Here is a 21,528-nt window from a genome sequence, read left to right on the forward strand (position 1 = left end):
CTAAACAGCAAAAGACCAGATTTCGATGATTGATCGAAATCTGGTCTTTTTTGAGTTTTATTAATTATTGACTACTCTTGGTTGACGAGTTGCTTTTACCAGTCCCAGAATTTGCGTTAGCATTATTAGATGTGCTATCGGTAGAAGCTGAATTGGTATTTTGCGTGTCGTTATTGTTATTGTTGCCATTACCATTTCCGTTACCACCGCCATTACCGCCAGTTGGACGCTGTTCGGTAGAGGTGCTTGAACTCTCAGTGGAACTGGATGGCCTTGACGAGCTATTCGTATTTGCTTCATTGTTACCGGTTGTGTCATTGGTATTCGTGCTACTGCTACTACCATCGTTTGTGGCGGTAGATGCATCACCCGGATAGCCGGAAACGTAATATTCAGTTGTTCCGTTTCGGCGTGTAGCGACCACGTCTGATGGGGCAGTCCAGTTAGTATTACTTGCATTTTGCTGGACGTAACTCATTTCGGAACGATAAATTTCTTGAGCTATCTTGGTTTGTGCCTCAGGAATGTAATGACCTGCCTGGAATTGCTTGTCATACCCAGTCCAAATGGAAAGCGAGTAATTTTTAGTGTATCCAGTAAACCACGAATCCATGGCTGCGTCACCAGGAACTTGTGATGCGTAATCATCAGGATAGGCAGTTGTCCCAGTCTTACCCGCTTGATAGAGTCCGGAGATATTAGCCGCGGTACCAGATCCGTTAGAACTGGTCATAACGCCCTTTAACATATCCGTGATCATAAACGCAGTTGCCGGAGACATTGCGCGCTTTCCTTTGACACCGTAATTGTGCGTTTTGCCATCCGCGGTAACAACGTGATTGAGCAAATGGGGTTTGTAGTAGGTTCCACCATTAGCGAAAGCGGCATATGCAGCGGCTTCCTGTTCAGTCGAAATGTAAAGCCCAATCCCGTTTTGCAACGTCAATTTATCATTAAAGGTCATTCCTAGATTACCTAAGAAGTCAGTTGCACGGTTAATACCCACGGCATCTAAAGTTCTGACCGCTGGAATATTTCGGGATTCTACCAGTGCTTTACGCATGGTGATAGTGCCTTCATGACGGTTATCAAAATCGTTAAGCTCACGTGTCGTACCTGGATAGTAGTATTGCGTATCTTGAACCGGTTGATAGGTTGGGTACTTCAAGTACTGGATGGCTGGACCGTAATCCGCGATTGGCTTAGCCGTTGAACCACTTGAGCGATCGGTTTGAACCGCACGATTAAGACCAAAAGTAACGTTACCCGTTTTACGGCCACCCAACATAGCAACGACTTGACCGTTGTGTGGGTCCACCATTGTGGCACCCATCTGGAATTTATTGCTTGGATAGGCCACATAATTATTGCTATTCGCAATGCTATAGAGGTGTTTTTGTGCTGACATATTCAGGTTAGTGTAAACTCGAAGGCCATCCGTGTTGGTATTATAACCTTCACTTTTAAGCTCAGCATAAACCTCTTTTAAATAGGCATCAATGTACTTTTGATTAGCTGAATTGACCGTGCTAACGGGATGCGTTTTAGCCAAGCCAGTTTGAACACTGGTTGCTTTAGCAGCAGCAGCCTGACCAGAGGTAATGACTTTGTTAGAAACCATGGCATCGAGTACTTGGTCACGACGATACTTCGCGTATTGCGGATGATGAATGGGATCATAGTTTGTTGGACTCTGTGGCATACCAGCTAACATTGCCATTTGCTGCAGGTTAAGCTTGGATAGTGATTTACCATAGTAATAGTGAGCCGCCGTTTGCATCCCATAAACACCATTGCCCATGTAAACTTTATTAATGTAAAATTCGAGGATCTGCTGTTTACTGTATGTCTGATCAACTTTGATTGCTAACCAAGCTTCCTGTGATTTTCGCTTTAAAGTTTGGTCAGACTGTGCAGTTGAAAAGACCGATAATTTGACCAGTTGCTGGGTCAGTGTACTTCCACCTTGAAGTCCAAGCGAGGAACCTGTGACGTTGTGCATAGCAGCACTCACGATTCGAATGGGGTCAACGCCGTGGTTTTTGTAGAAACGACGGTCTTCAATGGAAACAACTGCTGATTTTAACTGTTCAGGGATGTTTTTCGATTTAACATAATCACGGTTCTGTGCACCTGATCTTGAAATAACATCATTGTTAGAATCATAGATCTTCGTTGAAGTATCACTTTCAAGTGCAGACTGTGAAATGTTTGGCGCTCCCTGTGCGTAATAGAAGAAGACAACTGCACCTAATAGTATAGCTGCCAAAAAAACAACGACCGCCCATTTGAGTATTCGCCAGATGGTGTGATGGCCCTTAGGACCGCGGTTTCGTTTGGCTCGTATCTCCGAGCGTGTCTGAGGATTAGATTGATTGCTTGACATAAATAGACTCCTTTGGTTAAGGCGTTAAATGAGTTGATCAACCGCATCAAGATAAGCGATAATGGGGTTGAGAGAATATTTTATTGGTATGCCGGAAGTTTTAAATGCGGACATGGGAATTGATTTCCGACCATCCGCATTATCCTGTGCATCCCAATATTTGATTAAATCAGTTGCCTTTAATAAAAATAATTGATCAAGCGTGGCAAATTTGATTAAACCAAAACAAATTCCACCTTGTTTTAAACAACTACGCATGTGCTCTACTTGATGCTGATGAAAATTATCGAGAGGAAAACGCGTTGTTTCCTTTGTTTCTTTTGCATCAAAATCGATATACCGGCCACGATAAATTCCGTTATAGTCAGTGGTTGAGGCTTGCCGGAAATAAGCTTCCCGAATTACCGCAGCACTACGTTTAGGATAATCTACCTTGACGATTTGAATAGGAGTCGGTTTTTTATGAATAACTGCAATATCGTGGGCCAGATAATACTGATTGCTTTCGTTGATTTCCTGTTCTAGCGTCATACCGCGGCCACCGTGCTTCACTAGTGATGCATGCGCATGTGTTGAATGTTGAGTTGCTTGCGGCTGGTATTTTGTCCCGTTAGGATAATGGATTGTCACTGGCTGGATCATCTCTTTTCTATAGTAAAATGTTGAAAAAAAGTCCGTACCCAGTTACGCTTATTATACCAAGTTGCTTCGTGAATAAAAACTGGAATATGAAACTATTAACTTAAGTATTATGTAAGAAATTAGTTTTTGCACAACACTCATGGTTGAAATGATACCACAAAAAGGGGGATGAGAAATGCAACGAGTTTGGATAACGGGGTACCGTGCCTATGAATTAGGCGTATTTTCCGATAAAGAACCCAAATTTTTAGTTCTGCAATACGCACTGAAACAGCTGATCAAAGCGGCAATTGACGATGGAACGACATGGCTGATTACTGGTGGTCAGATGGGAATTGAACAGTGGGCTGCCCAAGTGGGTTTATCATTAAAAGCTGAATATCCTGAACTGCAAGTTGCCATGATGACGCCATTTACCCATTTCGGTGGTAACTGGAAACCGGAGAACCAAGCCAAATTAGCGACGTTACTATCCCAAGTTGATTTTCACGCTAGCGTTAGTAACCATGATTATACATCACCGCAACAGTTAAGAAATTACCAAGAATTCATGTTAAACCATACTGACGGTGCAATTTTAGTATACGATGTAGACAACAAAGGCAAATCGAGTTACGATTATGATGCAATTGTAAACTGGCAAGGGCAGCATGATTACCCCTTGCAAATGATTGATTTCGATCAATTACAGGAATTTTCGTATGAATTTGGAGAAAATTCAGATAAAAATTCAAATAAGGGTTTCAATTCAAACTAAAATTTGTTAACATCTTAAATGTTGGTGTTGAATAAATGATGAGGTGTATTTAAATGGCAACCATTAATTATAATCCAAAAGACATCCTTCAAAAAGAGTTCAGACAAAAGATGCGAGGATATGATCCCGCTGATGTCGACAGCTTTTTAGATAATGTGATTAAGGACTACGAAACATTCACGAAGGAAAATCAGCACCTCCAAGACGAGAACGAACGTCTGCGTGCTAAAGTTGATGAATTGACGAAGCAGTTATCCGTTGGGGGCACAACCGCTGCCCAACCAAGTCAGCCAGCTACTAATGTGACTAACATGGATATTTTGAAGCGTCTTTCTAACTTGGAACGCCACGTGTTCGGTTCTCAAGTAGACAGTGGTGCTAACGCATCTCACCGTCTTTAATAATTTGATAGTAACTTGTAAATCTCGGGTAATCGCGGTCGGCTTATGTCGGCTGAGGAAAGTCCATGCTCGCACAAGCTGAGATGCTTGTAGTGTTCGTGCTCGGTGAAAAAATAAGCCGGGGGACTTCGCAAGAAGTTACGGCGGGAAAACGCGCTAAGGTTTCGGCTATGCGTTAATATCCCTGAAAAGTGCCACAGCGACGATGACGTATTCGGAAACGGGTACGGTGGAACGTTGGTAAACCCCTCGAGCGGGCAACCCAAACTATGGTAGGGGAGCTTCACATCTGGAAATGAACTAAATGTGGGGGAAGAGTTTTTACTCTTGAGATAGATGATTACCGCTTTGTTAGACTGTCCCTGACATCTAATAAAGTACGGAACATGGCTTACAGAGATTTACAGTTCAGGATTGGTGAGAGGTGACTCTCACCTTTTTTTTGCAATTAAAGACAAGAAAATACGTTCCCATCAGGAATGTGATGAATTGCCTATAAAATGATGTTAATGTTAGTAGCAAAAGCCAGGCTACCAGATTTTGGCTACAACGGGGATGGCACATACCTTTGGCAACAATCTGGGTTTCGACAGTGCTTTTAGAAACTTGTTACTTTAACCAATAAACAATCACTCACCACAAAGAAAGAGGCAAAACATGGCAGAACATAAATTTCAATTATATGCAGCAACGGCTAGTGGATTAGAAGCTTTAGCTGGCCAAGAATTACGGGACTTAGGGTACGACGTGCGTGTCGATAACGGACGAATCTATTTTGAAGGAACCATGACCGATATTTTACGGGCGAATATTTGGCTACGTTCGGCTGATCGTATCAAAATTATTTTAAAAACGTTTAAGGCGACTACGTTTGACGATATTTTTGATACTGTTACCGCTATGCCGTGGGATCAATGGCTACCAATGGATGCTAAATTTCCAGTAAATGGCCGCTCTAAGAACTCCAAACTGTTCAGTGTGCCGGATATTCAAGCGGTCACTAAGAAAGCCATTGTCAATCAGATGGCGGGTGCTTATCACCGTAAAAGTCGTTTTCCTGAAACCGGTGCCCTGTTTACCTTAGAAATTGCGTTAAATAAGGATGAAGCAACCCTGACACTAGATACCACGGGTGATAGTCTGTTCAAACGAGGCTACCGTCAGGAAAAGGGCGAGGCGCCTTTAAAGGAAAACTTTGCTGCTGCCTTAATCATGCTGACCAACTGGCATACCGATATGCCATTCGTTGATCCAATGTGTGGTTCTGGTACGTTGCCAATCGAAGCAGCCCTCATGGCACGCAACATTGCGCCAGGGATCAACCGCCATTTTCTATGCGAAAACTGGCATCCAGACAACCTTAAGATTTCAAACGAACTTAAGGAAGAAGCAAAGGCTAAGCAAAACGACGATGTTGTCGACATCACCGGTTGTGATATTGACGGTTCAATGATCGATATCGCCAAGCTAAATGCTAACGGCGCTGGCGTGTTACATGACATTACCTTTAAACAGGTAGCGGTCAAAGACTTTAAGACTGATAAGGAAGACGGTGTCATCATCGCCAACCCACCCTATGGTAAACGGATGGGTGATCAAAAGAGTGTCCGTAAGCTCTATGAACAAATGGGGCAAGTCTTCAAACCGTTAACCACCTGGTCAAAGTATATTTTGACTGCTGACCTCGAGTTTGAAACGTTTTATGGTGAAAAGGCCACAAAACGTCGTAAATTATACAACGGTGCCTTGAGAACGGACTACTTCCAGTATTGGGGACATCGCTCACATAAGTAGGAAAACTTTCAACGAACTAGAATAAAAAGAGCTGACATGACTAATCAATGAGTGAAGTGACTAGTCGTATTAGCTCTTTTTATTCATAATGATGTATTAAAACCTAACATTGCGACGAAAATTCTTAAAAAAATTAATCTTATTCTCAGATAGTGTTCACGCTGTTTACTGGTCAACTGTTACTTTTTCCGAGGTGACATCATTAAAATACCGCTGGAATAGTATTTTAAACCATGTTAGAATTCATAACATAATCAAAGAGAGAAGTGATTTTATATGAGTCTTGCTAACGTCTCGTTTATGGTGCTATCCAGTATTCTGGTTTTATTCATGACACCTGGGTTGGCCTTTTTTTATGGTGGTTTGGTGTCAAAACGAAACGTAGTCAATACCATGCTGTCAGTGTTTGTCATGACCGGTGTCGCCATTATTTTGTGGATTCTAATTGGATATTCATTGTCGTTTGTTGGTGATCATGGCGGTGTCTTCGGCAGTTGGGCCCACCCGTTTATGAGCCACCTGAATCTAAATACGTTGACTAGCACTCATATTCCCACAAGTCTTTATTCGTTATTCCAGATGATGTTTGCAATTATCACCCCAGCACTGTTCGTTGGTGCGGTAGTGGGCAGAATTAGATTTAAATTTTTGCTGACTTTCTTAGTTGTTTGGTCCATTTTTATTTACTACCCAATGGTTCACATGGTTTGGAGCCCATCTGGATTGCTTGCTAAACTGGGAACAGTTGATTTTGCCGGTGGAACCGTGGTTCATATCAACGCCGGTATTACGGCCTTTGTGTTATCGGCATTCTTAGGCAAACGGATAAAGTTTGGTGACATTCCACATACCCATTACAACTTGCCTTGGGTTTTGCTTGGAACGACCATTCTTTGGATTGGCTGGTACGGTTTCAATGCTGGATCAGCTCTAGGCGTTAACACGGTAGCCGTTCAAGCAACGTTAACCACCACGGTTGCAACCGCTACGGCAATGGTGGCGTGGATGTTTCTTGATGTTTTCATTAAAGGTAAGCCGACGTTGGTGGGTGTTTGCACAGGAACGTTGTGCGGTTTAGTTGGGATTACGCCAGGTGCCGGCTTTGTCACTGTGGGTGGCTCATTCTGGATTGGCTTAGTTGCAACTTGTTGCAGCTACTTCTTTGTTAACGTTCTAAAGGACCGTATTGGTGTGGACGATGCGCTGGACGCTTTTGGTTGTCACGGCGTTAGTGGTATCTTCGGTAGTATTGCCACGGGTTTGTTTGCCACGAAATCAGTGAATAGCAGTCTTGCAGAAAACGGTTTGTTTTACGGTGGGGGCGTCCATCTTTTCTTAATTCAACTTGCTGCCACTTTAAGCACTATCGCCTTCGTTGCTATTATGTGTATTGTCCTTATCAAAGCACTGCAACTTGTCATGCCAATGCGTGTTGACGCCGATGAAGAAGAGCTAGGCTTAGATATTGGCGAACATGGCGAAGAAGCTGATTATACGGTTGAACTTAGCGATGATGTTGCTAAAGCCCAGAGCGATATGAAACTCTATGCCACCGAATTTAAGGGGCAAACTGCCCGTTTACGAGAATGAACTCATTCTTTATAATGGAACCATCTAAGTAAATGAGGTGGTAACATGGGACTCGACCGCACACAACGAGTTGAACTAGTTAATATGTGCATGATTTACGACGAGAAAACAAAACAAGTGTTAGTGGAAGATAAAACTGATGTGAGCTGGAAGTTTGGTCACACCTTTCCCGGCGGTCACGTTGAGCCCAACGAACCCGTTGCGGATGCCATGATTCGGGAAGTTTTTGAGGAAACTGGTCTGCACATCAGTCAGCTAGAAGCTTGTGGCTGCGTTGAGTGGTTCGATCAGCAAGCCGGTTATCGAAAAATCGGTTATTTGTACCGAACAAGTCACTTCTCAGGCATTCTGAAACAAAGTGACGAAGGGCGTATCTTTTGGATGCCGTTGGCCGACTTAGACGCATCAAATACGGCGGAAAGCTTTATGGAAATGTTAGCCATTTTTACCGAGCCAACAACTGTTTCTGCTATGTCCTTGACTATGAATGGCCAATTACACTTAACCGCCAATCAGCAGGACAATCAATAAATCCCAGACAGAATGAACAATAATACTTGGCCACAGTGAACGGCTCTTGAGAAATAACCAACCGAACAGATAACCAAGAATGGCGACGGTCACTAACTGCCCCATAATCGTGATCAACGAAAGCGCTGGATAAGTCGTGAGGTATTTAGGCAGGTGAATCAACGCAAACAAAACTGCCTGAATAATGAGTGCTGACTGTTCAGTGGGAACGATTTTGCGTAACCGATTTAGCAGATAACCACGAAACACGGTTTCCTCACAAAGACCCACAATCAAAAAATCTTGCAGCAGCATGGTGGGTTTAAAACTAGCAACAACGCTAATACTATGTCGCTGAATAAATGCGCTGGCTAACATGTAAACCAAGATTGCAGCAAGCGTCACATAAAGTGGTTTGAATTTTAAGTTTAGCTGGAAGGGCCGTTCAACCTCGAATTGGTCCTTTTTCGTATGAAAAATCATGAAAAAACCGACACCTAACCAGATCAACATTTTGACGGCATCCGTTAATAATTCCTCAGTCCAGCCGCTTGTTAAATTCATAATGGGTACGTTGATAAAAACTTGTATGACAAACCATAAAACAAAAAAATAGCCGTACTGACTAAGTAGTTGACGACCTGTTCGTTGATGCAACATGATGTCACGTCCTTCATTGTTATTCGTTGTTTTTAGTGTAGCATGCGCATAGTGCAAGGACAAATAATGGTGCGCTTCTTAAGCAAAAAACGAAAAAGACCTTTACTTACAAAAAGTAAGCTGTTATACTAGTTCTTGTAAATTAATAAATGAACGCAACTTATTGGAGGACTTTATAAAATGAAAGAACAACTTTTAAACTTAGCTAAACAACGTCGCTCAATCTATGCCTTAGGCCGCAATGTGAATGCCAGTGAAGATGATTTGGCAAACTTGATCAAGGAAACAATCAAGTGGGCACCAACTTCATTTAACAACCAAACCACCCGTGCGGTTATTCTCTTTGGCGACAGCCACGAAAAGCTTTGGGACATCGTTGCCAAACGTTTGAAGTCCGAAGTACCAACTGAAGAAGCTTATCAAAAGACGTTACAAAAGATCAACAGCTTCAAGTCAGCATTCGGAACAGTCATGTTCTACACGGACATGGCTATCGTTCACCGTTTTGAAAGTGACTTTGCGCTTTATGCAGATAACTTCAAAGACTGGGCTGAACAGGGCCAAGGATATGCACAGTTTGCCGTTTGGACTGCCTTAGCTGAAAATGGTTTGGGTGCCAACCTGCAGCATTACAATCCTCTGATTGATGAAGAAGTAAAAGCTGCGTTCAATATTCCTGATAACTGGCAATTACGTGCCGAAATGGACTTTGGTTCAATCGAAGCACCTGCTGGCGACAAGGAATTCATGGCTGACGAAGATCGGTTCAAAGTACTGAAGTAAGTTTTATAAATAAAATTTAAAGCTCGGTTTAAAAAAGCCTGACAGATCACAACAATATTTGTGATAACTGCCAGGCTTTTTTGGGCGTTCATTTGAGTTGAGACAAATAAGATCAATCTTCAAAATATAGATTTCCATAAATTTTCCAAAATTTCTAGTTTAATCTTGAAAGCGATAGTATGCTAGAATTACGCTATGAAACAAAATTGATTTTGGGAGCGTGGTTTGGAGCATGAACAAGAAAGTTGCAATTATCGGTGGTGGTATCGTTGGTGCAAGTGCCGCATACTATCTTAGTAGTTTACCTGGAGGCAGCCAAATCGATGTGACCTTATTTGACGAGGGTGCCGGTCAAGCGACAAAGGCCGCAGCAGGCATCATCTCACCCTGGTTGTCAAAACGAAGAAATCAACAGTGGTATCAGTTAGCAAAAGATGGTGCGACGACTTTAATGACGTTGGCAAGGCGCGCGAACCTTTCAACGGATATTTATCAGCAAACTGGCACCATCATTACCAGAACCAACGAGAAGGACCTTCATGATTTGTACGTGTTAGCACAGAAACGTCATGAAGAAGCACCTGATATGGGTGAAATAGAACGCTTAACAGCTGAAGAAGTTAAAGCGTGCATACCGTTATTGACCAATCCGCAGCCAGGTATTTACGTTAGCGGTGGCGCACGAATTGATGGTGAGGCTTTGGTTAGTGAATTACTGGCGCAAGCTCAGCAAGTCAATTTGACCGTAAAGCATCAACAAGTGACTTTTGATCATCAAGGTCATCTGCTTTCTCCAACCGGCCCGCAACGGTTTGACAACGTCATTATCGCAGTTGGTCCTTGGTTGAACGAACTCGTTGAACCATTGGGGATCAAGGTAGCGGTTCGACCACAGAAGGGGCAGTTGATCGAATTATCTGTACCCGATTATGAATCACAAGAAAACATGCCCGTACTGATGCCAGAAGGTGAACGGGACTTCATTCCGTTTGGTCACGGCAAGCTAATTGTTGGGGCAACTCATGATGATGAAGCTGGTTTTAATCTAACGGTAACCCCCGAAGCTACCCAAGATTTACTGAGTAGCGCAACACAATTTGCCAACTATCTAACTCAGGATAATATTACGCGCACCAAAGTGGGTACCCGAGCCTATACGCCAGATTTTGCCCCGTTTTTCGGTCGCCTGAAGGCCTACCCGCAAATGCTTGTGGCAAGTGGTTTAGGTGCCTCAGGATTAACGACCGGTCCGCTTATAGGTCGCTTATTAGCTGGTACCTTAATTTATGGTGGCACACCTGACTGGTCAAATTATGAAAAACCGTTAACCAATTATTTAAGCTAATCATTTTCGTGCAACGCTTGCTGGGCAAGATTGTGAGCGCCTTGGTTTTGTTTTTCTGGCACCCATTGAGTGATAACGAGGTTAAACGCTGACTGCTTAGCTAGTAGTTGATCAACCAAGTCTTGGTAATGTTTTGCATAGCGCTTTTCAACGCTGTCGGCAACAATTTTAGAATCAGTAAAATATTGAACGGTGGCGGTTTGGGCCTCCCCGTTTAGAAGCTTCAGCAACGCTTCGAATCCAGCTAGGGCTGCGTGAAATTCGGCATGGTGATTGTCGCTGTCAGGCAAACTGGTACGTAATTGCTGTTGCTCGCCCGCGTGTACGATCAGGATACCAGCTGCACTGTGCTGGGTATCGTTGTTGGTTGCTGCATCTGTGTATAACGTATACATGGTATCAAACCTTTCGAAATGAGGTAGTTCTATCATAAATCAAAAGCGAAAATTTTTATATCAACCTGCGCCATTAAGCAGTATTATTCTGTGGAGCTGGACATTTTGCCTTCTCTTTCTTGCCCTGATCGTTGGGTTAGAGGTTTCGGCCAAACTGCAATGGATCGCCTATCTACTAGGAATTATTTTTCTGGTGTTGACTTGGGCACAAATTCATTATCGCCATATTTATTTGGATAATGGTATCATCAGGGTTAGCCGGGTGATCAATCGTAACTGGGTTCACATTCGGTTAAAGGATGTTCAGGAACTTCACGTTTCAAAGTACCGTTTAGGTTTTATCTACGGTGGTAAGATTTATTCGTTTATCATGCCATTGAATTCTATCATTGAATTGAGTAATATCATTGGTGAAACCAAAGAAGAAGCACTCAAATAAATTGGAGGTTGTTTAATTGAATGATATTGAAATTTCACAAGCTGCAAAAGAGAACCCAATTACAGAAATTGCCGCTGAATTAGGACTTTCTGCTGATCAGATTGAACCTTATGGTGCCTCAAAAGCAAAAATCAAATTACCCGTTAAAGGTGACGCCAAAAATTCCAAACTGGTCTTAGTTACTTCCATCAACCCAACGCCAGCTGGTGAAGGCAAATCGACGGTAACGGTCGGGTTGGGTGACGCCCTTAGACGTCGCGGTAAAAAGGCCGCCATTGCATTGCGAGAACCATCCTTAGGCCCAGTCATGGGCATGAAAGGTGGTGCGACTGGCGGGGGCTACGCTCAAGTGATTCCAATGGAAGACATCAACCTCCACTTTACGGGTGACATGCATGCCTTGACCGAGGCCCATGATACCTTAGCTGCCCTGATTGATAACCATATTCAGCAAGGCAATGAATTAAATATTGATCCGCGCCAGGTGATTTGGAAGCGGGTATTAGACATTAACGACCGCGCACTGCGTCAAACTGTGATTGGTCTTGGTGGCCGGACTTCTGGTGTTCCGCGCCAGGATGGTTTTGACATTACCGTTGCCAGCGAACTCATGGCTATTCTTTGTTTGAGTAAAGATCTCGCAGATTTAAAGTCACGAATCAATCGTATCGTGATTGGTTATACTTATGATAAAGAACCCGTCACAGTAGCTGATTTAAAAGTTGGCGGTGCCATCACATTACTGTTAAAAGATGCCATTAAACCTAACCTCGTCCAAACCTTGGAACACACACCAGCAATTATTCACGGCGGTCCATTCGCCAATATTGCTCATGGCTGCAACTCAGTTCTAGCTACCCAAACGGCTTTGAAGCTGGCTGATTATGTTGTGACTGAAGCTGGTTTCGGTGCTGATCTTGGTGGCGAAAAGTTTATGGATATCAAAACGCCTGTATTAGGCAAAACACCGGATGCAGTGGTCATTGTTGCTACCGTCCGGGCGTTGAAATACAACGGCGGGGTTAACAAGAATGATCTTGAAACCGAGAATTTGGAAGCCTTAGCTGCTGGTTCTGCAAACCTGAAACGACACGTGGCAAGCATGCAGCAGTACGGTGTGCCAGTGATTGTTGCAGTGAACCGCTTTACTTCTGATACGGATGCGGAGATCGATCAGTTACTTGGTTACATTAAAGATGAACTCCACGTCCCAGCATATGACACGACGGTTTGGGCAAATGGCGGTGGCGGTGCACTTGAACTTGCGGACGCTGTTGTTGATGCAACCAATGAAACCAGTCATTTTAACTCACTGTATCAGCAAGATGACGATGTGGTTGCCAAGATGACCACTATCGTTCAAAAAATATATGGTGGGAAGGACGTTGAACTGGAAGCCAAAGCTAAACGTCAGTTACGGCGATTTGCAAAGTATGGCTGGGATAAATTACCAGTCTGCATGGCCAAAACCCAGTATTCCTTATCGGACAACGCTAAAGCCCTTGGTGCACCAACGGACTTTACGATTCATGTCCGGGAATTCGTTCCTAAATTAGGTGCCGGGTTCATCGTGGCGATGACTGGCAACGTATTAACCATGCCAGGACTGCCAAAACATCCGGCCGCTTTGAACATGGATATTGATGCAGATGGCAAGATTACAGGTCTGTTTTAAAAAATCAACTCAAGCGGATTGATAACAATGACGTTTATCAGCCGCTTTTTTGATATAATGGAAGTTACTTAAACGAACAGCTGCTATTTTGGCGCAGATGAATTTATACATTTTAAAGTAAAGGAAGTTGCCAACGTGTTAATTGGGCTAATTACAGCATTTATCATCTTATTATTTTTCATTGACCAATGGATCAAACATTTTGTTGTGGCAACGATTGCACTGGGCGGTACGCATACCGTTCTGCCAGGGATTCTCTCGTTAACGTACATCCGAAATAACGGGGCTGCTTGGAGTATGCTGGCTGGTCAACAGTGGTTTTTCCTGATTATTTCAGTTGTTGCGTTAGCGGTCATGATCTGGTTTTTAGTCCGCTATCGCACTAACTGGCGGTATGAAATTGGCTTGGCCTTTATGATTGCCGGCACATTAGGTAATTTTTACGATCGTCTCGTCAACGGCTTCGTGGTTGATATGTTCCAACTTGATTTCGTTAATTTTCCCATTTTTAATTTTGCTGATAGCTGTTTGACCATTGGTGTCATCTGGATCATGGTAATTTTGTTTATGGAAGATAAAGTGGGGACACCAAATGCCTAGAACAGTACAGTTAGTGATTACAGATCAAGTCGGTCGATTGGATAAGGTTGTTAGTGACATGATGCCAGATGAAAGTCGATCACAGCTCAAACAAGCAATTGATGACGAGCGTGTTTTGGTGAATCAAAAGGTGGAAAAGCCGAAGTATAAGGTTCAACCTGGTGATCAAATAGAGGTGACGATTCCAGACCCTGTTGCACTTGATTTGGAACCGGAAAACATTCCACTGGACATCGTTTATGAAGATGATGATGTGATTGTGGTCAATAAACCCGCTGGAATGGTGGTCCATCCGTCACCTGGGCATCCTGATCACACACTAGTCAATGCGTTGTTATACCATTCGCCATTGTCAACCATCAACGGCACTTACCGACCCGGTATTGTACACCGGATTGATAAAGATACGTCTGGTCTACTGATGGTGGCTAAAAATGATAACGCGCACCGGTCTTTAGCCGCTCAGTTGAAAAATAAAACCAACCTACGGGAGTATATCGCGCTGGTTCACGGTGTTATCAAACAGGATAAGGGCGTGATTGACGCGCCAATTGGCCGTTCGCCAAAAGATCGTAAGCGTCAAGCGATTGTAGCGGATGGCCGTCATGCTGTGACCCACTATCAGGTGTTAGAACGTTATTTGAACTATACGTTGATTTCTTGCTGGTTAGAGACGGGGCGCACGCATCAGATTCGGGTACACATGAAATCGATTGGCCATCCCTTAGCTGGGGATCCACTTTATGGCCCTCGGAAAACGATTGCTGGTTCCGGTCAATTTCTGCACGCCAAAAAATTGGGGTTTAGGCACCCAGTTACCGGCAAACAGCTGGTGTTTGAAGCACCGCTTCCAGATGACTTCCAACGGGTGATCAATCGGCTCCGAGAACAGACGCCCCATTAGAGATAAAATCGCTTGCAAGTCAATTTATTCCAGCATATTGTAAAGTTATTATAGGATTTTTGAGATAACCAGACTTTAAAAAATAGGAGGCCACTTATGGCAAAAGTAGTTGTAGATGCAATGGCAATGCAGCGTGCACTGACACGAATTACTTACGAAATTATTGAACACAATAAAGGAATCGATGGTTTAGTGATCCTGGGCATTAAAACGCGTGGGGTCTATTTAGCACAACGGATTGCCAGTCGCCTAAAACAGTTAGAGAATGCTAGCGTCCCAGTGGGTGAGTTAGATGTGACGCAATATCGTGATGATATTGAGCATGATAGCCAAGAAACTGATCCTCAGGTAACCGTATCTAAGATTGATTTTCCCGTGACGGATAAAAAAGTGATTCTCGTCGATGATGTGCTATATACCGGTCGGACCATCCGTGCTGCTATGAGTGCCATTATGGACCTGGGACGTCCTAAACAGATTAATTTAGCCGTTTTAGTTGATCGTGGTCACCGTGAACTGCCCATTCGTGCCGATTTTGTTGGCAAAAACATTCCAAGTTCACAGCAAGAACGGATCAAAGTCTCTGTCAGTGAAATCGACGGCCATGACAGTGTCGAAATCATTGAACGGTAGTACAGTAATCAAGATTGGAATGATGTAAATGGCACAACGTTTTTTAATATTGGAAGATGGTTCGGTCTACCCAGGCCAAGGCTTTGGTGCGGGAGCAACGACCACTGGCGAAATTGTCTTTAATACCAGTATGTTGGGCTATCAAGAAATCGTCACGAACCAGATCTACCACAATCAGATTATTGTTTTTTCTCAGCCGATTGTCGGCAGTATTGGAATCGCTCACGATGCCTATGAATCGATCTTACCAACCGCCAAAGGAATGGTGGTCAGAGATGTCACTGATATTTCCAAAAATCGCCAACGTTCATTGTCTCTGGATCAATTTTTAAAACAGCACAATATTCCTGGCATTAGCGGCATTGATACCCGGCATTTAATTCGGCAAATTAATCAAACTGGGACCATTAAAGGTAGTATTGTGGACGTGGCTGATGATCACGCCTTTGATCAACTACATGCCACTGTGCTGACCAATCAGCAAGTTGCTCAAGTTGCAACGCCGCGGCCATACCCCAACCCCAATCAAGGTTATAACGTGGTTGTGATTGATTTTGGTCTCAAACATGGCATTTTACGGCAATTATCTAAGCGCGACTGCAACGTCACCGTCTTACCTTGGGATGCCAGTGCGCAAGATGTGATTAACCTGGATCCTGATGGCGTTTTACTTTCAACGGGACCTGGTTCACCGCTGGATCTCCCAGAGAGTGTTTTGGACATGATTCGAACAATTCAAGAACGGATTCCGTTATTCGCAATTGGACTTGGTCACGAATTATTTGCGTTAGCGAATGGTTCTGAAATTACCAAACTAAAATTGTCTCATCATGGGGCTAATCACCCAATTCGTAAAATTATTACTAATGAAATTATTTATGCTATGGAGAGTCAAGAATACGTTGTGGACCCGGATTCAGTTAATCGTGATCGTTTGATTACAACTTATCTGGATTTAATTGACGGTTCCATTCAAGGACTTCGGCACCGAGATTATCCAGCATTTTCGGTCCAATTTTTCCCTGATGGTGCCCCTGGTCCTAACGATTCAGTGGACTTATTCGATGAATTTATTGAAATCATGGGAACTCGGAAGTGATGAGATGGATACTGAAATTCAAAAAATACTTATAATCGGTGGCGGTCCAACAGAAATTGGCCATGAAACCGAATTAGATGCTGCTTGTGTCCAAATCATTCAAGCGTTTAAGAAACAGGGCATTCGTTCATTGTTAATCGACAATAATCCGTTTTCTGCGGCGCTGGAAGACGTCCAGCCAACTAATATGTTCATTCAAGCGGTAACGGCTGATAACGTTCAGCGAATTATCGAAAAAGAACACCCTGATGCCATCTTGGCTACTACTGGTGGCGTCACCGCTATCAGTGTGATTCAAGAGTTACAAGAAAATGGTGTGTTGACCGATAATAACGTGAAAACTTTGGGCATTCCCGCAGACGCCATGATGGACATCAATAATCCTGATCGGCTCAACGGGGTCATGCGCAACGTTGGCGTCCCAGTCATTGCTTCAGAAACCGTGGGTACCTTAGACGAAGCCATCAATGTGGCGAATGATATTGGTTACCCGGTGATCGTCAAACCGATTGCACCGCGAATCGATACCAACCGAATACTGTGCGAAAACGAAAGCGACATGCTCAGTGCTGTTTCACGAGGGTTTACTTGGTCACGTTTCAAACAGTGTGTCATCGAGCAAAGTATCGTTGGTTATAAAGAAATTGAATTAGTGTCCATGCGGGACATCATGGGTACGCAAGTGTTAATCGCCGGTCTCGAAAACATTGATCCCATTGGTATTCACTCTGGTGATTCAATGGTCGTTACACCGACTTTGACGTTAAGCAATACTGAATACGAAATGCTGCGCGACACGGCTTTTGCCATTAATAATCAGTTTCAATTTACAGGAGTTGTGCATACTCACTTTGCCTTACGTGCAGATGGTGAGCGTTTTTACGTGACTAAAGTAACGCCTTATAATGACCGTGGCACTTCACTGGTAGCTGCAGCGACGGGATATCCAATCGCGTATGTCGCCGCTAATTTATATTTGAACCAAAAATTAACCGATGTTCATCTACCCGACATTTATCATTTTAAACAAACAGCGCTACTGGAACCCAGCTTGGATCATGTGGTAGTCAGGATTCCGCTTTGGCCGTTTGAAGACGTTAAAAATGCCGATCGACACTTAGGCACGGTGATGAAGTCAGTGGGGTCAACTATTGGTATCGGTAGGAGTACCGAAGAAGCAATTCTGAAAGCCCTCCGATCGTCACAGTTCAGTCCGCAAGATGAATTACCGTCAATGAGTAACTTAACCGACTCGCAAATTATTTCACAGTTGATTCACCCGCTATCCAGCAGAATTTTAGTCTTACTAGAAGCTTTGCGGCGCGGTTACCAAGTAGATGAACTGAGTGAACTCACCAAGATCGATCAATTTTATTTTGTTAAATTAAAGCATATTCTTGCCATCGAAACCATGATTAGGACCCACCCGATGGACGTTGAAGCCCTTCATGAGGGGCGATACTACGGCTTCGGTGACGGGATGATTGCGAAGATGTGGCAGGCAGACATTGAAACTGTCCGTCAGTTAGGGCATGATAACCACATTTCACCAACGTACAAAGGCGTTGAACCATCAGCTGGTGAATTGCTGAACTCACCAACAACGTATTACAGTACCTTTGAGCTTGAGAATGAAAGTCAGCAGCTTTCTGACAAAACAATCTTGGTCCTAGGGCGTGGCGGTAATCAGTTGGGGCCAAATGCCTCAGCCGATTATTTCACGACTGAAATGCTCAAACAGTTACGGAAGTCTGGCTATCAAACCGTCATCATGAATACCAATCCCAACGCCGGGTCACTAACGGCAACGCTCAGTGATAAACAGATCATTGACCCGGTACAATTGGGGGACATCATGAATGTGATTGCCATTGAGCATCCCGTGAAAATTTTCGTGCCCGGCAACCGGCACTATTTGACCCGAGAATTACGGCGACGACATTACTCGATTTCAATTTTGCCGCCGGATCAAGAAAAACGTAGTGAGCTGTTGACCAATCATGCTAATATTGGCCTTGATTTATTTGTGACTGAAGGGCATATCGTTCCCATTCTGGTCAGTGATTTACGTTCAGATCAAGGCATCGCTACGACGTTAGATCAAATTACGTTGATGCGGTCTCCAGCAACATTAACGGATGCCCAATTAAATGAGATTCTTGTACATGCCAAGGACTATCTTGGACACCATAAGCGGACTGGAATGGTTCAAATGCTATATACAACTAATGGCAAACAATCACCGCGTTTTGCGGGTGTCCGGCCAACTCGGCTAACCACAATTGCGTACTTAAATAAGGTCACTGGCATTAATTGGATTCGCATGCTGGTACGCCAAGCACTGGGAGAAATCAATGAAGATTTAATTGCGCAGTTAGACGTGGATATTCACTCTGATCGCCGTTCGCAGGTACGGGGCACATTTCCGTTTAAACAACTGCAATTACCAGATCAGTTGGGCCTTACAACGCAAGAAGTGGGTGCCCGAATTAGTTTTGAAACGTTGTAAAATTGAATTCAAAAAGCCATGCTTCCAGTCAAAACTGAAAACATGGCTTTTAATGTACACGGAAATGGCTACTGCGTACTTAATTTTTCAACAAATTCCCTGTCTGGGGTGACAAAGAGGGTCTTTTGACCTTCATAAATAACGTAACCCGGCTTGGTACCGTTTGGTTTACGAATCTTCTTCACTTGAACATAGTCAACTGGCACCGAGCTAGACTGTCGCGCCTTGGAATAATAGGCGGCAATGTTAGCCGCTTCAAGTAAGGTTTGGTCCGAGGGGTCTGCATCGTGGATGATCACGTGAGAACCTGGCATGTTTTTAACGTGCAACCAGATATCGGTTTTAGCCGCGCTATGCAGTGTCAGTTTCTCATTTTGCAGGTTGTTTTTGCCGACCTCAATTTTGGTGCCATCACTGGCTGCAAAAACTTCTGGTTTAGAGACTTGACGCCGTTTCTTTTTACCACTGCGTTGATTGTGCTCATGATCTCGTAAATAGCCGCCCTGCTGCAATTCAGCTTTAATATCGGCTAAATCCTTTGGGGCTGCAAGTTCAATTTGTGAGCTGATGTTATCCAGGTAATCGATCTCAGCATTGGTCTTCGCCATTTGGTCGTTGACATAACTGACAGAAGCCTTTAATTTATTGTACTTCTTAAAATACTTCTGGGCGTTTTGTGAAGGACTGATTTGGTTGGATAAGGCAATTTTCAGTGGCTTTTCGTCATTGTAGAAATTCGGCAGGGTAATACTAGTCATTCCACGGGTCACTTTAGTCAGGTATGTGGTCAGTAGTTCACCTTTGATTCGATACTCATCCGCGTCATCGGCTGATTTCAAAGTTGATTGAAGTTTCTTGAGCTTGGTTCGGTTTTTCTTGAGTTCGTTGCGGACCACGTGAATCAAAGTACTGCCTTGCTGCTGGACTCGATCACGTTCAGCCCGGTCTTGATAGTAAAAGTCTAACATGGCACTTAAACTATCAAAGTTCTTGCTGGTGACGTGTTCTTGACCATAAGGGAAGGCGTTGAAGCCAGTCTTGCCCTTATCATTAGTCACCAGAACCGGCTCCGGATCATCGAATCGCTTAAAGAAGGCCGTAAAATTGTCAACAGGGTCACCTGCTTGATGTAAGGCTTTGGCTAATCCTAAACCAGTATCCTGACCAAGTCCTTGATAAGTGTGACGTAATTCTTGGGTCAAGACATCTTCATTAGGATAATCGCGGACTAAGCTTTCAACTGCGTGAGCCGCATCCGGTTGAAAGGGATCGATTAAATCCTGTGCAGGCGGATTAATGTAGTGACCACCTGGCAGTAATGTTCGGTACCGGTTCTGGTCTGAACCAACGTGTTTGATCGTATCCAAAATAGTACTCGTAGCAAGGTCAATCAAGATGACATTACTGTGCCGGGCCATAATTTCAATAATTAAACGCAGGGTAACTTGATCGCCCAGTTCATTTCGACTAGTAAAGTCCAAGTGAACCACGCGGTCGTTAGCTGCCTGGCTGACCCCGGTTAGAATTGCACCACTCAAGTACTTACGCATCATCATGGTAAAGTTGGTAGGTGTTACTGGATTAACATAGGGTATATCGGTAATTTGAATTCGGGCAAAAGTTGGGTTTGCTGATAACAATAACGGTAAACTCTTACGGTTTGCCCGAACGGTTAAGATCACCTCATTATTATACGGCTGGTTGATCTTAGAGACACGACCGCCAACAAGCTGTCGGCTTAATTCGCCAACCATTGCGTGGGTGAATGCACCATCAAATGACATGGTCTCACTTCCTTCGTTCGTTATTCACACGGATACTAGTATAACGGTGTTTACACCCTTAGTAAAGCAGATTGGTTGTAAATTATGGCCTAAATAAGAGGCTTTTTAGCAAAAAAGATGTATAATACAAGTAAATCACAGCGAAAGGGGAGTCGTACCTTGGAAGGAATCTTAGATAACTTAAGTTTAGCTGCCAAATCGTTGCAGGCACAAACGGCCAAAATTACGAAGCACTACCACGTTACCATTGCCGAATGGCGACTCTTACGCCAAATCGAAAGTCAGGTAATCACTCAAGATGCCATGGCGGAAGCTTTACAATTGGACACGTCAACATTAAGCCGACAGTTAAAAAATCTCAGTACTAAGGAGCTGGTTTCTAAAACGGCGGTAGGTAAGGATCGCCGGCAGCTGGAATACGCACTTACAGCGATGGGGCGTGATACTCTACAACACGTTAATGCGGATTACGATGCGTTGATCGACGCTGTCTTTCATTACTGGCCTGAAGATGAACAGCAGATGATGAAAATCATGCTAAATCGGCTGAGTCGTAGTATTGATCGCGCAGACAGCATTTTAGAAGAAAACTCGAAGTAAGGTTCGTAACGACTGTTGAAAT

General features: G+C 43.7%; 20 protein-coding genes and 1 other RNA gene. 16 read left to right on the top strand and 5 right to left on the bottom strand.

From position 1 onward, the window contains the following. Nucleotides 1-64: 64 nt before the first annotated feature. Both CES82_RS04985 and recU read right to left on the bottom strand, forming a co-directional pair. Nucleotides 65-2,386: a transglycosylase domain-containing protein gene (locus CES82_RS04985; RefSeq protein ID WP_098824213.1), complete on the bottom strand. Its 2,322-nt coding sequence runs from the start codon at nt 2,384-2,386 to the stop codon at nt 65-67. 24 nt (nt 2,387-2,410) lie between these two features. After that, nucleotides 2,411-3,016 carry a Holliday junction resolvase RecU gene (gene recU / locus CES82_RS04990; protein ID WP_225364849.1) on the bottom strand — a complete coding sequence of 202 codons (606 nt, stop codon included), beginning with the start codon at nt 3,014-3,016 and terminating at the stop codon, nt 2,411-2,413. Between the two features lie 187 nt (nt 3,017-3,203). On the opposite strand from recU, the gene CES82_RS04995 reads away from it, so the two are divergent. The 6 genes from CES82_RS04995 (at nt 3,204) to CES82_RS05020 (ending at nt 8,101) form a co-directional block, all read left to right on the top strand. Then, nucleotides 3,204-3,785, top strand: a complete 582-nt coding sequence (locus tag CES82_RS04995; RefSeq protein ID WP_098824215.1) for an SLOG family protein — start codon at nt 3,204-3,206, stop codon at nt 3,783-3,785. Between the two features lie 53 nt (nt 3,786-3,838). Continuing rightward, nucleotides 3,839-4,186: a cell division regulator GpsB gene (gpsB, locus tag CES82_RS05000; protein ID WP_098824216.1), complete on the top strand. Its 348-nt coding sequence runs from the start codon at nt 3,839-3,841 to the stop codon at nt 4,184-4,186. A gap of 20 nt (nt 4,187-4,206) precedes the next feature. Next, nucleotides 4,207-4,585: RNase P RNA component class B (gene rnpB / locus CES82_RS05005), an RNA gene on the top strand. Between the two features lie 258 nt (nt 4,586-4,843). Next, a complete protein-coding gene (locus tag CES82_RS05010; RefSeq protein WP_098824217.1) occupies nt 4,844-5,980 on the top strand; it encodes a THUMP domain-containing class I SAM-dependent RNA methyltransferase in 1,137 nt (378 codons plus the stop codon). A 276-nt stretch (nt 5,981-6,256) separates the two neighbouring features. Then, nucleotides 6,257-7,570: an ammonium transporter gene (locus CES82_RS05015; protein WP_098824218.1), complete on the top strand. Its 1,314-nt coding sequence runs from the start codon at nt 6,257-6,259 to the stop codon at nt 7,568-7,570. Between the two features lie 45 nt (nt 7,571-7,615). Beyond that, nucleotides 7,616-8,101 carry an 8-oxo-dGTP diphosphatase gene (locus CES82_RS05020; protein WP_098824219.1) on the top strand — a complete coding sequence of 162 codons (486 nt, stop codon included), beginning with the start codon at nt 7,616-7,618 and terminating at the stop codon, nt 8,099-8,101. Here CES82_RS05020 and CES82_RS05025 read toward each other — a convergent pair. Beyond that, a complete protein-coding gene (locus CES82_RS05025; protein ID WP_180245667.1) occupies nt 8,072-8,644 on the bottom strand; it encodes a CPBP family intramembrane glutamic endopeptidase in 573 nt (190 codons plus the stop codon). The genes CES82_RS05020 and CES82_RS05025 overlap by 30 nt on opposite strands. Nucleotides 8,645-8,920: 276 nt before the next feature. On the opposite strand from CES82_RS05025, the gene CES82_RS05030 reads away from it, so the two are divergent. Together CES82_RS05030 and CES82_RS05035 are read left to right on the top strand one after the other, a co-directional pair. Further along, nucleotides 8,921-9,523, top strand: coding sequence for a nitroreductase family protein (locus CES82_RS05030; protein WP_098824221.1), 603 nt, complete (start codon nt 8,921-8,923; stop codon nt 9,521-9,523). Nucleotides 9,524-9,755: 232 nt separating this feature from the next. Beyond that, nucleotides 9,756-10,868, top strand: coding sequence for an NAD(P)/FAD-dependent oxidoreductase (locus CES82_RS05035; RefSeq protein WP_098824222.1), 1,113 nt, complete (start codon nt 9,756-9,758; stop codon nt 10,866-10,868). Here CES82_RS05035 and CES82_RS05040 read toward each other — a convergent pair. Next, nucleotides 10,865-11,263: a ribonuclease HI family protein gene (locus CES82_RS05040; RefSeq protein WP_098824223.1), complete on the bottom strand. Its 399-nt coding sequence runs from the start codon at nt 11,261-11,263 to the stop codon at nt 10,865-10,867. The genes CES82_RS05035 and CES82_RS05040 overlap by 4 nt on opposite strands. A 34-nt stretch (nt 11,264-11,297) precedes the next feature. Here CES82_RS05040 and CES82_RS12465 point away from each other — a divergent pair, with 34 nt between their 5' ends. The 7 genes from CES82_RS12465 to CES82_RS05075 all read left to right on the top strand — a co-directional run bounded on the left by CES82_RS12465 (nt 11,298) and on the right by CES82_RS05075 (nt 19,122). After that, nucleotides 11,298-11,702, top strand: coding sequence for an EbsA family protein (locus CES82_RS12465; protein WP_225364850.1), 405 nt, complete (start codon nt 11,298-11,300; stop codon nt 11,700-11,702). Between the two features lie 16 nt (nt 11,703-11,718). Beyond that, a complete protein-coding gene (locus tag CES82_RS05050) occupies nt 11,719-13,377 on the top strand; it encodes a formate--tetrahydrofolate ligase (RefSeq protein WP_098824225.1) in 1,659 nt (552 codons plus the stop codon). A 135-nt stretch (nt 13,378-13,512) separates the two neighbouring features. Then, complete coding sequence (gene lspA, locus CES82_RS05055) at nt 13,513-13,977, top strand: signal peptidase II (protein WP_098824226.1); 465 nt, start codon at nt 13,513-13,515, stop codon at nt 13,975-13,977. After that, complete coding sequence (locus tag CES82_RS05060) at nt 13,970-14,881, top strand: RluA family pseudouridine synthase (RefSeq protein WP_098824227.1); 912 nt, start codon at nt 13,970-13,972, stop codon at nt 14,879-14,881. The genes lspA and CES82_RS05060 overlap by 8 nt, the downstream gene beginning before the upstream one ends. 96 nt (nt 14,882-14,977) lie before the next feature. Further along, the gene (pyrR, locus tag CES82_RS05065) at nt 14,978-15,514 is read left to right on the top strand and encodes a bifunctional pyr operon transcriptional regulator/uracil phosphoribosyltransferase PyrR (RefSeq protein WP_098824228.1); all 537 of its coding nucleotides are present in this window, start codon (nt 14,978-14,980) and stop codon (nt 15,512-15,514) included. A gap of 28 nt (nt 15,515-15,542) precedes the next feature. Continuing rightward, nucleotides 15,543-16,613 (top strand): carbamoyl phosphate synthase small subunit, encoded by a 1,071-nt coding sequence (locus CES82_RS05070; protein WP_098824229.1) that lies wholly within the window; start codon nt 15,543-15,545, stop codon nt 16,611-16,613. Nucleotides 16,614-16,617: 4 nt separating this feature from the next. After that, a complete protein-coding gene (locus CES82_RS05075) occupies nt 16,618-19,122 on the top strand; it encodes a carbamoyl phosphate synthase preATP-grasp domain-containing protein (RefSeq protein ID WP_098824230.1) in 2,505 nt (834 codons plus the stop codon). A gap of 68 nt (nt 19,123-19,190) precedes the next feature. On the opposite strand, the gene CES82_RS05080 is transcribed toward CES82_RS05075, so the two are convergent. Then, nucleotides 19,191-20,906, bottom strand: coding sequence for an NFACT RNA binding domain-containing protein (locus CES82_RS05080; RefSeq protein WP_098824231.1), 1,716 nt, complete (start codon nt 20,904-20,906; stop codon nt 19,191-19,193). A 159-nt stretch (nt 20,907-21,065) separates the two neighbouring features. On the opposite strand from CES82_RS05080, the gene CES82_RS05085 reads away from it, so the two are divergent. After that, nucleotides 21,066-21,506: a MarR family winged helix-turn-helix transcriptional regulator gene (locus CES82_RS05085; protein ID WP_225364842.1), complete on the top strand. Its 441-nt coding sequence runs from the start codon at nt 21,066-21,068 to the stop codon at nt 21,504-21,506. Nucleotides 21,507-21,528: the final 22 nt, after the last annotated feature.

The organism is Secundilactobacillus silagincola (assembly GCF_002583405.1).
Classification (GTDB): domain Bacteria; phylum Bacillota; class Bacilli; order Lactobacillales; family Lactobacillaceae; genus Secundilactobacillus; species Secundilactobacillus silagincola.

Excerpts from the sequence above, each read along its gene's own strand:
- CES82_RS04985 (WP_098824213.1), bottom strand. The coding sequence starts at position 2,386 with ATGTCAAGCAATCAATCTAATCCTCAGACACGCTCGGAGATACGAGCC.
- CES82_RS05030 (WP_098824221.1), top strand. The coding sequence starts at position 8,921 with ATGAAAGAACAACTTTTAAACTTAGCTAAACAACGTCGCTCAATCTAT.
- gpsB (WP_098824216.1), top strand. The coding sequence starts at position 3,839 with ATGGCAACCATTAATTATAATCCAAAAGACATCCTTCAAAAAGAGTTC.
- CES82_RS05070 (WP_098824229.1), top strand. The coding sequence starts at position 15,543 with ATGGCACAACGTTTTTTAATATTGGAAGATGGTTCGGTCTACCCAGGC.
- CES82_RS05025 (WP_180245667.1), bottom strand. The coding sequence starts at position 8,644 with ATGAATTTAACAAGCGGCTGGACTGAGGAATTATTAACGGATGCCGTC.
- CES82_RS05035 (WP_098824222.1), top strand. The coding sequence starts at position 9,756 with ATGAACAAGAAAGTTGCAATTATCGGTGGTGGTATCGTTGGTGCAAGT.
- CES82_RS05080 (WP_098824231.1), bottom strand. The coding sequence starts at position 20,906 with ATGTCATTTGATGGTGCATTCACCCACGCAATGGTTGGCGAATTAAGC.
- CES82_RS04995 (WP_098824215.1), top strand. The coding sequence starts at position 3,204 with ATGCAACGAGTTTGGATAACGGGGTACCGTGCCTATGAATTAGGCGTA.
- pyrR (WP_098824228.1), top strand. The coding sequence starts at position 14,978 with ATGGCAAAAGTAGTTGTAGATGCAATGGCAATGCAGCGTGCACTGACA.
- CES82_RS05020 (WP_098824219.1), top strand. The coding sequence starts at position 7,616 with ATGGGACTCGACCGCACACAACGAGTTGAACTAGTTAATATGTGCATG.
- CES82_RS05010 (WP_098824217.1), top strand. The coding sequence starts at position 4,844 with ATGGCAGAACATAAATTTCAATTATATGCAGCAACGGCTAGTGGATTA.
- CES82_RS05060 (WP_098824227.1), top strand. The coding sequence starts at position 13,970 with ATGCCTAGAACAGTACAGTTAGTGATTACAGATCAAGTCGGTCGATTG.
- CES82_RS05040 (WP_098824223.1), bottom strand. The coding sequence starts at position 11,263 with ATGTATACGTTATACACAGATGCAGCAACCAACAACGATACCCAGCAC.
- CES82_RS05075 (WP_098824230.1), top strand. The coding sequence starts at position 16,618 with ATGGATACTGAAATTCAAAAAATACTTATAATCGGTGGCGGTCCAACA.
- CES82_RS05015 (WP_098824218.1), top strand. The coding sequence starts at position 6,257 with ATGAGTCTTGCTAACGTCTCGTTTATGGTGCTATCCAGTATTCTGGTT.